General features: G+C 64.9%; 15 protein-coding genes and 1 pseudogene. 12 read left to right on the top strand and 4 right to left on the bottom strand.

From position 1 onward, the window contains the following. The first annotated feature begins 71 nt into the window (after positions 1 to 71). The 5 genes from argJ (at position 72) to NKJ08_RS05215 (ending at position 3,245) form a co-directional block, all read left to right on the top strand. The gene (gene argJ / locus NKJ08_RS05195; RefSeq protein ID WP_352781512.1) at positions 72 to 1,313 is read left to right on the top strand and encodes a bifunctional glutamate N-acetyltransferase/amino-acid acetyltransferase ArgJ; all 1,242 of its coding nucleotides are present in this window, start codon (positions 72 to 74) and stop codon (positions 1,311 to 1,313) included. Then, the gene (locus NKJ08_RS05200) at positions 1,313 to 2,092 is read left to right on the top strand and encodes a GNAT family N-acetyltransferase (protein ID WP_352525009.1); all 780 of its coding nucleotides are present in this window, start codon (positions 1,313 to 1,315) and stop codon (positions 2,090 to 2,092) included. The genes argJ and NKJ08_RS05200 overlap by 1 nt, the downstream gene beginning before the upstream one ends. After that, entirely contained in the window at positions 2,089 to 2,511 is a 423-nt protein-coding gene (locus NKJ08_RS05205; protein ID WP_352525011.1) for a (deoxy)nucleoside triphosphate pyrophosphohydrolase, read from the top strand. Before NKJ08_RS05200 ends, NKJ08_RS05205 begins: the two co-directional genes overlap by 4 nt. Before the next feature lie 126 nt (positions 2,512 to 2,637). Continuing rightward, a complete protein-coding gene (locus NKJ08_RS05210) occupies positions 2,638 to 2,955 on the top strand; it encodes a hypothetical protein (protein WP_352525012.1) in 318 nt (105 codons plus the stop codon). 110 nt (positions 2,956 to 3,065) lie between these two features. Continuing rightward, positions 3,066 to 3,245: a Flp family type IVb pilin gene (locus NKJ08_RS05215; protein WP_352525013.1), complete on the top strand. Its 180-nt coding sequence runs from the start codon at positions 3,066 to 3,068 to the stop codon at positions 3,243 to 3,245. Positions 3,246 to 3,250: 5 nt separating this feature from the next. Here NKJ08_RS05215 and NKJ08_RS05220 read toward each other — a convergent pair whose 3' ends face one another. Further along, entirely contained in the window at positions 3,251 to 4,123 is an 873-nt protein-coding gene (locus NKJ08_RS05220) for a class I SAM-dependent methyltransferase (RefSeq protein WP_352781513.1), read from the bottom strand. A gap of 54 nt (positions 4,124 to 4,177) precedes the next feature. Here NKJ08_RS05220 and NKJ08_RS05225 point away from each other — a divergent pair. The 4 genes and pseudogenes from NKJ08_RS05225 to NKJ08_RS05240 all read left to right on the top strand — a co-directional run bounded on the left by NKJ08_RS05225 (position 4,178) and on the right by NKJ08_RS05240 (position 6,583). Continuing rightward, positions 4,178 to 4,977, top strand: a pseudogene (locus NKJ08_RS05225) (ComF family protein). Between the two features lie 37 nt (positions 4,978 to 5,014). Then, a complete protein-coding gene (gene grxC / locus NKJ08_RS05230; RefSeq protein WP_352525016.1) occupies positions 5,015 to 5,284 on the top strand; it encodes a glutaredoxin 3 in 270 nt (89 codons plus the stop codon). Positions 5,285 to 5,294: 10 nt separating this feature from the next. Continuing rightward, positions 5,295 to 6,161: a carbon-nitrogen hydrolase family protein gene (locus NKJ08_RS05235; protein WP_352525018.1), complete on the top strand. Its 867-nt coding sequence runs from the start codon at positions 5,295 to 5,297 to the stop codon at positions 6,159 to 6,161. Beyond that, positions 6,158 to 6,583: a DUF1178 family protein gene (locus NKJ08_RS05240; RefSeq protein WP_352525020.1), complete on the top strand. Its 426-nt coding sequence runs from the start codon at positions 6,158 to 6,160 to the stop codon at positions 6,581 to 6,583. The genes NKJ08_RS05235 and NKJ08_RS05240 overlap by 4 nt, the downstream gene beginning before the upstream one ends. A gap of 144 nt (positions 6,584 to 6,727) precedes the next feature. Here the strand turns inward: NKJ08_RS05240 and NKJ08_RS05245 are convergent, their stop codons facing one another. Continuing rightward, positions 6,728 to 7,510, bottom strand: a complete 783-nt coding sequence (locus NKJ08_RS05245; RefSeq protein ID WP_352777107.1) for an SDR family NAD(P)-dependent oxidoreductase — start codon at positions 7,508 to 7,510, stop codon at positions 6,728 to 6,730. A gap of 160 nt (positions 7,511 to 7,670) precedes the next feature. On the opposite strand from NKJ08_RS05245, the gene NKJ08_RS05250 reads away from it, so the two are divergent. Further along, complete coding sequence (locus NKJ08_RS05250; protein ID WP_352525023.1) at positions 7,671 to 8,891, top strand: helix-turn-helix domain-containing protein; 1,221 nt, start codon at positions 7,671 to 7,673, stop codon at positions 8,889 to 8,891. Positions 8,892 to 8,900: 9 nt separating this feature from the next. Next, positions 8,901 to 9,554: a Vgb family protein gene (locus NKJ08_RS05255; RefSeq protein WP_352525024.1), complete on the top strand. Its 654-nt coding sequence runs from the start codon at positions 8,901 to 8,903 to the stop codon at positions 9,552 to 9,554. A 39-nt stretch (positions 9,555 to 9,593) separates the two neighbouring features. Here NKJ08_RS05255 and NKJ08_RS05260 read toward each other — a convergent pair whose 3' ends face one another. Beyond that, positions 9,594 to 10,079: a MarR family winged helix-turn-helix transcriptional regulator gene (locus NKJ08_RS05260; protein ID WP_352525026.1), complete on the bottom strand. Its 486-nt coding sequence runs from the start codon at positions 10,077 to 10,079 to the stop codon at positions 9,594 to 9,596. Between the two features lie 101 nt (positions 10,080 to 10,180). On the opposite strand from NKJ08_RS05260, the gene NKJ08_RS05265 reads away from it, so the two are divergent. Then, on the top strand, positions 10,181 to 11,071 hold the full coding sequence (locus NKJ08_RS05265; RefSeq protein ID WP_352525028.1) for a DMT family transporter: 891 nt from the start codon (positions 10,181 to 10,183) through the stop codon (positions 11,069 to 11,071). Between the two features lie 3 nt (positions 11,072 to 11,074). On the opposite strand, the gene ubiG is transcribed toward NKJ08_RS05265, so the two are convergent. Further along, entirely contained in the window at positions 11,075 to 11,824 is a 750-nt protein-coding gene (gene ubiG / locus NKJ08_RS05270) for a bifunctional 2-polyprenyl-6-hydroxyphenol methylase/3-demethylubiquinol 3-O-methyltransferase UbiG (protein ID WP_352525029.1), read from the bottom strand. Positions 11,825 to 12,016 lie beyond the last annotated feature (192 nt).

Consider the following 12,016-nt stretch of genomic DNA (forward strand, 5'->3'; position numbering starts at 1 on the left):
GCCTTGCGCCGGCGCGCGCTATCGGGCAAACCGGCGTTCCTTTCGCGATTTTTCCCGCCCCGGGGTCTTCCATGTCCGCACAGGTTTCGCCGCTCGCGCCGAAGAAATATCCCAAGATGCCGGCCATCGAGGGCGCACGCATCGCCACCGCCGAGGCAGGCATAAAATACAAGAACCGCACCGACCTGCTGGCCATGGTGTTCGACGCCGGCACCTCCGTCGCCGGCGTGTTCACCAGGTCGAAATGCCCGTCGGCGCCGGTCGACTTCTGCCGGCAGAATCTCACGGCGGGCAAGGCGCGGGTGCTGGTCGTCAATTCCGGCAATGCCAATGCCTTTACCGGCCAGAAAGGCCGCGCCTCGACGGCACTCACGGGCGAGGCGGCGGCGAAGGCTGCCGGCTGCACCGCGGGCGAGGTGTTTCTGGCCTCGACCGGCGTCATCGGCGAACCGCTCGACACCGGCAAGTTCAGCCATCTGCTGGCCGGGCTGGTCAAGGACGGCAGGCCGGAATTGTGGACCGAGGCCGCCAAGGCGATCATGACCACGGATACCTACCCCAAACTGGCGACCGCAACGGTCAAGCTCGGCGATGCCGATGTCACCATCAACGGCATCGCCAAGGGCGCCGGCATGATCGCGCCCGACATGGCGACGATGCTTTCCTTCATCGCCACCGATGCGCCGATCGCAGCACCGGTGCTGCAGGATCTTTTGTCGCGCGGCACGGCCAAGACCTTCAACGCGGTGACCGTCGACAGCGACACCTCGACCAGCGACACGCTGCTGATCTTCGCCACAGGTGCTGCCGCCAGGCGCGGCGCGCCGGCAATTTCCGACCCCAAGGATGCGCGCCTCGGTGCGTTCCGCCGTGCCCTCGGCAAGGTGCTGAAATCGCTGGCACTGCAGGTGGTGCGCGACGGCGAGGGCGCCCGCAAGCAGGTCGAGGTCACCGTCACCGGGGCCAAATCGGCCCGCTCGGCCAAGCGCATCGCGCTGTCGATCGCCAATTCGCCGCTGGTCAAGACGGCAGTCGCCGGCGAGGACGCCAATTGGGGCCGTGTCGTCATGGCCGGCGGCATGGCCGGTGAACCGGCCGACCGCGACCTTTTGTCGATCTGGTTCGGCGACAACCGTCTGGCGTATCAGGGCGAGCGCGACGCGGCCTATTCCGAAGAGGCGACTTCGGCGTATATGAAGCGCGACGAGATCCGCATCCGCGCCGATATCGGCATCGGCCGCGGCAAGGCGACGGTGTGGACCTGCGATCTCACCAAGGAATATGTCGCCATCAATGGCGATTATCGGAGCTGATGACGTTGGCTTCCAGACATCCGGCAAGCGTGTTGGCGATCGTGCGCCGCTATGAGGCGGCGGGCTTTCGCGCCTGGCCTGCGGCCGCCGTCCATTATGACGGCACCTGGGTGGTGCGGCTGACGGCCGGCCATCCGGCCAAGCGGCTGAATTCGGTCAATCCGCTCGATCCGGGCGACATCCAGCACATTGCCGAGCGCATCGGTCGCGCCAGCCGCCGCTTCGACGCCTATGGCAGGCCGCTGACCTTTCGCATCTCGCCGCTGTCGGGGCCTGATCTTTCAAAGTACCTCGACAGCGAGGGCTGGAGCACATTCGCCGAGTCGCTGGTCATGCGGCTGCCGCTGGCGGACGCCGCGCTCGACGATGCCATGGACCAGATTCCGTTGAAGGACATCAGCCGTTTCATCGGCGCGGCGCTCAAGGTGAGCGGTTCGGATGTGTCGCTGCGGCCAGGCCTGTCGGAAATCGTCGGCGCCATCCAGCCGGAGGCCGGGCTGTTTGCGCTGGAGGACGGCAGCGAGCCGCTGGCAACGTTGATCTGCGTGCATGACGGCGACCTTGCCGGACTGTTCGAGATCGCCACCGACAGATCGGTGCGCAACCAGGGCCATGGCCGCCACCTCATCCGGTCGGCGCTGAAATGGGCGCGGTTGCGCGGGGCGCGGGAAGCCTGGCTGCAAGTCGAGGCGGACAACGCGCCGGCGCTGGCGCTTTACCGCTCGCTCGGATTCGACGAAGTCTATCGCTATCACTATCGCCGGCCATCCGGCGCATGAGCGGTTCGAGCACGGTCGGCAAGCGCCTGCTCCTGGTCGCCGCGTGCGCGCTGGTCGATGCCGACGGACGCGTGCTTTTGGCGCAGCGGCCCGAAGGCAAGCAGCTCGCCGGCCTGTGGGAGTTTCCGGGCGGCAAGGTCGAGCCCGGCGAGACGCCGGAACAATGCCTGATCCGCGAACTGTACGAGGAGATCGGCATCGAGACCGATATCCCTTGCCTGGCGCCGCTGACCTTTGCCAGCCATTCCTACGATGATTTTCACCTGCTGATGCCGCTGTTCGTCTGCCGTCGCTTCCGCGGCATTGCGCAGCCGAAGGAAGGGCAGGTGCTGAAATGGGTGCGGCCGCGCCAGATGCGCGATTTTCCAATGCCGCCGGCCGATGCCCCGCTGATCCAGTTCCTCATCGATCTGCTGTAACGGTCGACCTCCTGTAAACCGGGCATCTCCGCGACGCGATATCAGCAGCGTTAATGAAAGATTTATCTGGCCGTGAAAAATTGACACAAGGCGGTTACGCCGATTCCACCGCTGGGGAGCGATTGCATGAGCCTCGACAAGGACTGGGACTCGCCTTGGCCCGACCGCCTTCCTGGCGCCGCTAATGCCGGCATGGGAATATTGCGCATCACCCTGCTGTTCGGCTCGGCCGCGGTGGCTCTGGCCTTGATCGCGACACCCTACCTCGACAGCCGAACCCGGTCGCAATCTGCCCGCGATAGCTTTACCAGCGGTCTTGACACGATGAGCACCGGCTCGATCGGCAAGCGCGACAGCTACACGCTGCGCAAGAGTGTGCTGCAGCCGCTGCCCAGTTCGATCTGTATGATACGCACCAATGGCAGAAGCAGCGGCGACTGCTGACGTTCGTCGACAGATCTCGAGAATGCAGCTGTTTCACTGCCCGTTAAGCCTGTCGCGTTAACCTTTCTTAAGGGGTCGACGCTAGGTTGCGGCAAGAGGGATCGGCGCCCATGAAAATCTTGCTGCAACGATTTTTAGAAGACGAGAGGGGTGCGACGGCTATCGAATATGGTCTGATCGTTGCCGTGCTGTCGCTTGCCATTGTCACTGGCATCGGCCGGGCTGCCGGCGCGATCGAGTGGCTGTTCAGCGACAATAGCAGCAGGCTTGCCAACGCTTTTGCGCAGTAATCCGCTTACGGGCCGCCGGGATTTTCCAGGATCGTCTTCAGCGATATTTTTGCGGAGCCCGGCTTCAGCGGCTTTTGCTGAGAGGCATCGGGCGCCCAGCCTGACATCCAGACCATCGAGAAACTCGCCCTGACGCGGCCATCGGCGTCCGAAAACCGCTCCGCATAGATTTCGGCGGCGCGCGCGAACAGCGCTCGCGTGCCCGGCCGTCTGCTGCGGTCGATGAGCGCGCTGGTCTCGCCCATGGCGCGCAGATCGGCGATCAGGCCAAACAGAGAATCGTAGCGCACGGTGATCGTCTCGACGTCGGCAACCGGTAGCGCCAGACCGGCGCGCTGCAGGAGCGCGCCGGCGTCGCGGACGTCGGTGAACGGGATGACACGCGGGCTGGCGCCGCCGTAGAGCTCGGTCTCGGCCGCAAGCAGGCTTTCGCGCATTTCGGAAAGCGTCCCAGTGCCGGCGAATGCGCCGAGGAAAAGCCCGTCCGGCTTCAGCGCCCGGCGGATCTGCACCAGCATGCCGGGAATGTCGTTCATCGCCTGCAGCGACAGCAGCGACACCGCAAGATCGAGGCTTTCCGGCTCGAATGGCACGGTTTCCGGCGGCGCCACCAGTCCCGACCGGCCATCCAGGAAAGCGGCGTCGGCCTCCACGCGCACGATTTCCGTCACCTTCCCGCTTTCGGCGAGCACCTCGACTGCTGCCGGCATCTGGCAAAACAATGAGGCTGCGTTGCCGAACCTACGCTCGACGGCGCCGAGCCGGTCGGCAAGATCCTCGGCCGCCCGCCGCATGAGGAAATCCGCCCCGGCGATGGGACGGGCCAGTGCGCGGCGCTTGCGCGCCAGCCAGAGCGAAGTGTCGATTACAGGCTGCAATGGGCAGGTCCTTGTTCTTCGCTCTCTGATATAGTGATGCGGAGGACCAACCACGTGGCCGATCCGATGCCAGAGATCAAGCGTATTGCGATCAAGAGCATTGCCCGAAAGGCATTGGGCTGGCCGGCGCGCCATTTGTTCCCGCCGGTCTGCGCCGGCTGCCGTCGCCATGTCTCGCAGCCGGGCGTATTGTGCGGCGCCTGCTGGCCGAAACTCAGGCTGCTGGAACGGCCGTGGTGCCCGGTGATGGGCACGCCGTTCACCCACAATATGGGCGAGGGGTTCCTGTCGGCAGAGGCAATAGCCGACCAGCCCCCTTCGAGCGCGCGCGGGCGGCGGTCGCCTATTCCGGCGTTGCCCGCCAGATGGTGCAAGGGCTGAAATACCAGGACCGCACCGATCTGGCGCCGTGGATGGCGCGCTGGATGCTTCGCGCCGGTGCCGAGCTCGTCGCCGAGGCCGACGTGATCGTACCGGTGCCGCTGCACTGGCGACGTTTCTTCAGGCGGCAGTTCAACCAGTCGGCGGAACTGGCGCGGGCGGTGGCGCAGCTCGGGGATCGGCCTTTCGCGCCTTCTGCCATCAAGCGCGTAAAACTCACGCGCCAGCAGGTCGGGCTGGAGCGGCCGGAACGCGAGGAAAATGTCCGCGCCGCATTCAAAGTGCCGGATGAGGCGGAGATCGAAATCGCCGGCCGCCGGGTGCTGCTGATCGACGACGTCTACACCACCGGCGCCACCGTCCGCGCGGTCGCCAAGGCGTTGAAGAAGGGCGGTGCCGGCGCGGTCGACGTACTGACCTTCGCACGCGTGCTGCCAGGGGACTTTCGGGCAGACGAATCGGCGCCTATATAGCCTATATGACAGCGGAACGAGGCAGGATTGCTGACCGATGGTCGATGTGACGATCTACACGCGGATGATGTGCGGCTATTGCACGGCGGCCAAGCGGCTGCTCGACAGGAAGGGTGTCGCCTATACCGAGCACGATGCCTCCTTCTCGCCGGAACTGCGTCAGGAAATGATCTCCCGCGCCCACGGCCGTTCCACCTTTCCGCAGATATTCGTCGGCGGTACGCATGTCGGCGGCTCCGACGATCTCCACGAATTGGAGGCGGAAGGACGGCTGGACAAATTGCTCGCCAACGGCTCGACCAGATAAGGACATGACCATGGGTGCTTTCAAGGCGGCGGCGATCCAGATGCGTTCGGGAACCAGCCCGGAGCGCAATGCGGTCGATCTGGAACGGCTGGTGCGCGAGGCGGCAGGCCTTGGCGCGACCTATATCCAGACCCCGGAAATGACCGGCGCGCTGATCCGCGACAGCCAAGCACGGGCCGCCTCGTTCACCTCCGAGGACAAGGACATCATCGTCTCGACGTCGCGGAAGCTGGCCAAAGAGCTCGGCATCTTCCTGCATATCGGCTCGACCGCCATTCTGCGCGCCGACGGCAAGCTCGCCAACCGCGCGCTTTTGTTCGGGCCGGACGGCGCAATCCTTGCCGTCTATGACAAGATCCATATGTTCGACGTCGATCTAGACAATGGCGAGAGCTGGCGCGAATCCGCCGCTTATGAGCCGGGGACGGAAGCCGTCGTCACCGAAATCGAGGCTGCGAAGCTTGGCTTCGCGGTTTGCTACGATCTGCGCTTTCCGCAACTGTTCCGCGCCGAGGCGCTGGCCGGCGCCGATCTGCTTTCGGTGCCCGCCGCCTTCACCCGCCAGACCGGAGAAGCGCATTGGCATGTGCTGCTCAGGGCGCGCGCCATCGAGAACGGCGCCTATGTCGTTGCCGCCGCGCAAGGCGGATTGCACGAGGACGGCCGCGAAACCTATGGCCATTCGCTGATCGTCGATCCCTGGGGGCGCGTCATCGCCGAGGCGGCGCATGACGAGCCGGCGGTGATCGTCGCCGAAATCGACCCGGCGCAGTCCGTCGCCGCGCGCAAGAAGATACCGAACCTCAAGAACGCACGCGATTTTGCGGTCAACGCCGGTTCGGCGGAGGCGCCGCGTCTTAGGGGTGCTGCCTCTTGATCCGCTTTTCCCTGATCTGCGAGCATGAGCACGAATTCGAAGCCTGGTTCCGCAGTAACGACGATTTCGACACCCAGAAGAAGCGCGGCTTCGTCGACTGCCCGACCTGCGGCTCGCACAAGGTCGAGAAGGCGCTGATGGCGCCCGCCGTCTCGACCGGGCGCAGCCAGGAAAAGATCGCGCTGGCCATGGGCGAGGCGCAAAAGCAGGCGCTGGCCCAGCTCAAGGCGATGGCGGAGAAGGTGCGCGAAAACGCCGATTATGTCGGCGACAAATTTGCCGAGGAAGCGCGCAAGATCCATTTCGGCGAAAGCGATCCGCGCGGCATCTATGGCGAGGCGACGCTGGAGGAGGCCAAGAGCCTCGCCGAGGACGGCGTCGAGTTCTTGCCGATTCCAAGCTTTCCCGACGACCGCAACTGATCCGTCAACTTGCTCCGGACATAACGAGGCATCTCTCCGCCAGGCAGCGCCATGATCGTGAAGGTCGGCGCCGCCGCCAGCGACAGCCGACCGGGGGCGCCGCGGGCGGCGATGCTGCCGTCCCCTGCACAAGCGCTCGTAGTTTCAGGCCGAGCAGCAAGGATGGGCCTCGCGGGTAATCGTTTCGCTCCTTCTTTCATGCCTACTGCTTGACGGGCTTGCTTCCGCATATGCTGCAAACTGGCGTTCAAGCGCCTTGACCGCACTGTTGCGCCAGCCTTCCGCCACGGACTCCGACATGGGATCGGGGAAGATTTCCTCCTCGCCGTTCTCCACTCCGTCCAGGATTGCCCGTGCGACAGACTCCGGAGAGGCCTTCGCTATGTCCAGACCCCGTGTCATGTCTGTGTCTACCGGGCCAGGAAGGACCCTGTGGACGCTGACACCCCGTCCGGCCAAGAGGGTGCGCAACGACTGTGACAGGGAGAATGAGGCCGCCTTCGAGACCGAGTAAGCCGGACTGAACGGCACGGCGGCAATCGAGGCCAGCGACAGAATGTTGACGATCGCTCCCCGGGACCGAGCCAGCAACGGCAGCAGAGCCTGAGTCACATCATACGAGCCGAAGAGATTTACGGCGAGCTGTTGTTCGAGCACACGACGGTCGCTGAGGTCATCGAAGGGCGATACGCCGGCGTTGTTGATGAGGATATCGAGAGCATCGATCTTCTCGACGGCTTCCCGGATCTGCGCAGCGTTCGTTACATCCATGGCCAGGGACGTAACACGCCGATCCGAGTGGGCCAGGGGTTTGCGGGTTGCGGCAAAGACGCGCTTCGCGCCTCTGCTCAGGGCTTCCTCGACCAGTGCCCGACCGATGCCCCGATTGGCTCCAGTTACCAGGATAGTTGTACCTTCGATTTTCATTGCGTCTCTCCTAGTGCTTATCGTTGCGTTCGAACTCAGTGCACAATCGCGGCGCAACTCAGGTTGGCTACAGTGGCCGTTCTCGCTACGACTGGGTTGGTGAGATGGACTTAGCGCCGGATATCGAAGCCATGGGAGTGACAAGTGTGACGGGATTCCGATGGACTCGCTGATCACGGCCGCGGCGTACGCGCTCGCGGCGGGCGATCCGCTCGGCGCCTTGAAGCGGGTTGCGCTGCGTGACGACGCGCCGGCGCTTGCGCTCAGAGGCATCGCGATGGCGCAGCTTGGTGACCTGGTTCGAGCGAAGGTTCTCCTCAAGAGGGCGGCGCGCGCATTCAGCCCGAGGGAGGCCGTGGCCCGCGCGAGGTGTGTCGTCGCCGAGGCCGAGATCGCGCTCGTCTCGCGCGACCTCACCTGGCCGGCCAAGGCACTCGACGCCGCGCGGGCGACGCTTGAAAAGCATGGCGACCGCGTCAACGCCGCGCATGCGCGCAACCTCGAGGTTCGGCGCCTGCTCTTGATCGGCCATCTCGACGAAGCCGAGCGCAGGCTGGACGGCTTTGATCCCTCGCCGCTGCCACCCGCATCGCGGGCCGCCCACGAACTGGCTGTCGCCGGCATCGCCATCCGCCGCTTGCGGACCGGTCCTGCGCGCGCCGCACTTGGCGTGGCGGCGCGGGCGGCGCGCGCGGCCGGCATTCCCGCGCTGATCGCGGAGGTGGAGAGCGCAGCGCTGGTGCTGGACACGCCGGCGGCACGCCTTATCGCCCGTGGCGAGGAACGGCCCCTCCTGCTCGACGAGGTCGAAGCGCTCCTGGCGTCGGAGGCGCTCGTGGTGGATGCATGCCGCAATGTCGTGCGGGTCGCTGACACTGTCGTCTCGCTGGCGACCCGCCCGGTGCTGTTCGCGCTGGCCCGTGCGCTGGGCGAAGCCTGGCCGGGGGACGTGGCAAGATCGACGCTTATCGCGCGCGCTTTCCGGGGAAAGGACGCGGACGAATCACATCGCGCACGGTTACGGGTCGAAGTCGGGCGGCTTCGCGCGGAGCTTCGGAGCTTGGCCGATGTGAGCGCGACGAAGCGGGGCTTTGCGCTGGCGCCGCGCCGCGCCGGCGAGGTCGTCGTGCTGGCGCCGCCCGTCGAGGACGATCATGCCGCGGTGCTCGCTTTCCTCGCCGACGGCGAGTCTTGGTCGAGTTCGGCCCTGGCGATTGCGCTTGGCGCCAGTTCGCGTACCGTGCAGCGGGCGCTCGAGCAGCTCGCCCAGGCCGGCAATGTGCAGTCGTTCGGCCGCGGGCGAGCGCGTCGCTGGATGACCCCGCCGGTGCCGGGTTTCCCGACAATCTTGTTACTCCCCGGTCCACTGCCGGGCTACTAGGATACAATCATGGAACGATCCGCAGCCGAAATCCTCCGAGAATACGGGCCCTTTCCGGGTGTCGACCACGTGGACGGCGTTACCTTCGACGGCGAGCATGTCTGGTTTGCGTCAGGCGACAGATTGAATGCCTTCGATCCAGCGAGCGGCAAAGTGGTGCGCTCGATCGATGTCGCGGCACACGCTGGGACGGCCTTCGACGGCCAGCACCTCTATCAGATCGCCGAGGATCGCATCCAGAAGATCGATCCGAAGACTGGCCAGGTGCTGGCGACGATCCCGGCGCCCGGCAATGGCGGTGACTCCGGGCTCGCCTGGGCCGAAGGAACGCTCTGGGTCGGGCAGCATCGGGGCCGAAAGATTCATCAGGTCGATCCCGAGACAGGGGCAATCCTTCGCACCATCGTTTCCAATCGCGTCGTCACCGGGGTCAGCTGGGTCGACGGCGAACTGTGGCATGGCACCTGGGAGGGTGAGGAGAGTGATGTTAGGCGGATCGATCCTGAAACGGGAAAGGTCCTGGAGAAGCTCGATATGCCGCCGGGAACAGGCGTGTCAGGGCTCGAATCCGATGGCGGCGACCAGTTTTTTTGTGGCGGCGGCAACAGCGGCAAGGTCAGAGCCGTTCGCCGGCCCAAGCGAGGTTCCGCGACCAGGATTTGAGCTTTCCACCCTCTCGGCCGGCCCTCTTGGCCGGTTGGGTTAGCCTAGGCTCGCGATCAATTTTTCGAGCAGGCGTGCCAGCATGATCTGCTCTGGGCGTGCCAGGCCTGAAAGTATCTGGTGCTCGTTGGCAACGTGCGCGGCGATTGCCTCGTCGATCAACGCCAGACCTTTTTCGGTCAGCTGCACGACAATCCCGCGCCGATCGTTCGGATGCGGCCCGCGCAGAATCAAGCCGGATTTCTCGAGCCGATCGAGGCGGTTGGTCATCGCGCCCGACGTCACCATCGTCGCCTCGTACAGAGCCGTCGGCGTCAGCGCGTATGGAGACCCGGAACGACGCAGCGTCGCCAGCACATCGAACTCTCCGGATTGCAGTCCGTAACGTGCAAACAGCGGCGCCAGCCGCTCTCGCGCGATCAGCGAGGCGGCCTCGTTCAACCGTCCGAGCACGGCCATCGGCGAGACATCGAGATCCGGCCGTTCCTTTTTCCATTGCTCGATCGCTTTTGCTGCGCGATCCATGTCTCTCACCGTTATGTATCTCAACGTGAAGAATCTTTCTATTATCTTACCTCAGCTTGTGGTATTGGCCAAGGGCCGCGAACAGGCGACGGGACGGTGCGATGAAATTTCTCTGGGACTCGGCGCTTGGCCTTCTAGTCGTCACCGGCGGACTGCTCGGCCTGACGCTGCCGTTCGGCAAAATCGCGACGGCGGCCGGCGTCCCCGCCATGATCTGGGCCTTCGTCATCTCGCTCGGTGCCGGCGGCGTGCTTTTGTGCGCATTGCTGCTCAACGGGCAGCGCATCCGGCTTACGCCGCACAGGCTGCGCTATTTCTTGGTCACTGCGGCCGTCTCCTACGCTATCCCCAATCTGCTGATGTTTTCGGCCATTCCGCATCTGGGCGCCGGCTACAGCGGCATCATGTTCACGCTGTCGCCGGTCGTCACGCTGGTGTTCTCGATGCTGCTCGGGGTCAGGCGCCCCACCACGCTGGGCGTCGTCGGCATTGCCGTCGGTTTCGTCGGGGCGGTCATGGTGGCGGTAACGCGCGGCGAAGCGGGCCAGCCAGCCGAATTTTTCTGGGTTGCGATGGGCCTGCTCATCCCCGTCAGCCTTGCCGCCGGCAACATCTACCGCACCATCGACTGGCCCGAAGGCACCGGCCCGATCGAGCTTGCCGTCGGCAGCCATCTGGCAGCGGCCGCGATGCTGCTTGCCGGCATTCTGGTTCTGCTGGGCGGCAACGCATTCGGCTCGCTCGGCAGCGTGCCGCTGGTCGCTGCAGCACAGGCGGCATCGGCCTCGGCGATGTTCGCCTTCTTCTTCCGGCTGCAAGCGGTCGGCGGCCCGGTCTATCTCAGCCAGATCGGCTATGTGGCGGCTGCGGTCGGGCTGTTTGCCGGGACGCTCTTCCTCGACGAGCGCTATCAATTGCTGACCTGGGCTGGTGCCGTCATCATCACCGCCGGCGTGTTCATCACCACCAAGGCGCAAAGCCAGAAGGCGTAAGTTTCAGACGGATGCCTTCTCCGCCAGCACCATGTAGTTGACGTCCATGTCCTTCGACCGCTGCCAGCGGTCGGCGAGCGGGTTATAGGTGACGCCGGTGCGGTCGATGACGGTCAGGCTGGCGCCGGCAAGCGCCTTTTCGAGCTCCTCGGGGCGCACCAGCTTGCCGAACTGGTGGGTGCCGCGGGGCAGCCAGCGCAGTACATATTCGGCGCCGATGATAGCCAGGCCAAGAGCCTTCAGCGTGCGGTTGATGGTGGCGACGAACATGATGCCGCCAGGCTTGACCATCTCGCCGCATTTGGCCACGAACAGGTCGATGTCGGCGACATGCTCGACCACTTCCATGTTGAGGATGACATCGAATTTTTCGCCGGCGTCGGCCAGGTCTTCCGCGGTCGTGGCGCGGTAATCAACGCTCACGCCGACTTCCGCCGCATGCAGTTTTGCTACCTCGATATTGGTGGCGGAGGCATCGGCGCCGACCACTTCGGCGCCAAGCCGCGCCATCGGCTCGCACAAAAGCCCGCCGCCGCAGCCGATGTCGAGGAAGCGCAGGCCTTCGAACGGCCGTGCCGCACGCGGATCGCGGCCAAAGCGGGCCGCCACCTGGTCACGGACATAGGCAAGCCGGATCGGGTTGAACTTATGCAACGGGCGGAACTTGCCGTTGGGGTTCCACCATTCGGCGGCAAGGGCGGAAAAGCGTTCCACCTCTCCGGCATCGATCGTCGATCGTCGGGGCTCTGGCATGGCGTGGTCTCCTCGGACGCTAGGAAGTCGGGCGCGAGGCTGCGAATGTCAAGGCGCGAAATTCACGGCCTGACTGCGCGTAGCCTGTGATGCCCGCCAGCGTTGCGTTTTCGCCAGCTGCATTTATGTCAGCACATGTCAGTTGACGGTGTGCCGGAAGGAAACACCCATGCTCTGGCGGACGAAGCAGAG

Origin of the sequence: Mesorhizobium sp. M0244, assembly GCF_040321795.1 — a bacterium.
In the GTDB taxonomy this organism is placed as follows: domain Bacteria; phylum Pseudomonadota; class Alphaproteobacteria; order Rhizobiales; family Rhizobiaceae; genus Mesorhizobium.

Bases quoted from the DNA above. Each gene is read 5' to 3' on its own strand.
- NKJ08_RS05265 (WP_352525028.1), top strand. From the start codon at position 10,181: ATGAAATTTCTCTGGGACTCGGCGCTTGGCCTTCTAGTCGTCACCGGC.
- NKJ08_RS05260 (WP_352525026.1), bottom strand. From the start codon at position 10,079: ATGGATCGCGCAGCAAAAGCGATCGAGCAATGGAAAAAGGAACGGCCG.
- NKJ08_RS05215 (WP_352525013.1), top strand. From the start codon at position 3,066: ATGAAAATCTTGCTGCAACGATTTTTAGAAGACGAGAGGGGTGCGACG.
- NKJ08_RS05235 (WP_352525018.1), top strand. From the start codon at position 5,295: ATGGGTGCTTTCAAGGCGGCGGCGATCCAGATGCGTTCGGGAACCAGC.
- grxC (WP_352525016.1), top strand. From the start codon at position 5,015: ATGGTCGATGTGACGATCTACACGCGGATGATGTGCGGCTATTGCACG.
- NKJ08_RS05255 (WP_352525024.1), top strand. From the start codon at position 8,901: ATGGAACGATCCGCAGCCGAAATCCTCCGAGAATACGGGCCCTTTCCG.
- ubiG (WP_352525029.1), bottom strand. From the start codon at position 11,824: ATGCCAGAGCCCCGACGATCGACGATCGATGCCGGAGAGGTGGAACGC.
- NKJ08_RS05245 (WP_352777107.1), bottom strand. From the start codon at position 7,510: ATGAAAATCGAAGGTACAACTATCCTGGTAACTGGAGCCAATCGGGGC.
- NKJ08_RS05200 (WP_352525009.1), top strand. From the start codon at position 1,313: ATGACGTTGGCTTCCAGACATCCGGCAAGCGTGTTGGCGATCGTGCGC.
- argJ (WP_352781512.1), top strand. From the start codon at position 72: ATGTCCGCACAGGTTTCGCCGCTCGCGCCGAAGAAATATCCCAAGATG.
- NKJ08_RS05205 (WP_352525011.1), top strand. From the start codon at position 2,089: ATGAGCGGTTCGAGCACGGTCGGCAAGCGCCTGCTCCTGGTCGCCGCG.
- NKJ08_RS05210 (WP_352525012.1), top strand. From the start codon at position 2,638: ATGAGCCTCGACAAGGACTGGGACTCGCCTTGGCCCGACCGCCTTCCT.
- NKJ08_RS05250 (WP_352525023.1), top strand. From the start codon at position 7,671: ATGGACTCGCTGATCACGGCCGCGGCGTACGCGCTCGCGGCGGGCGAT.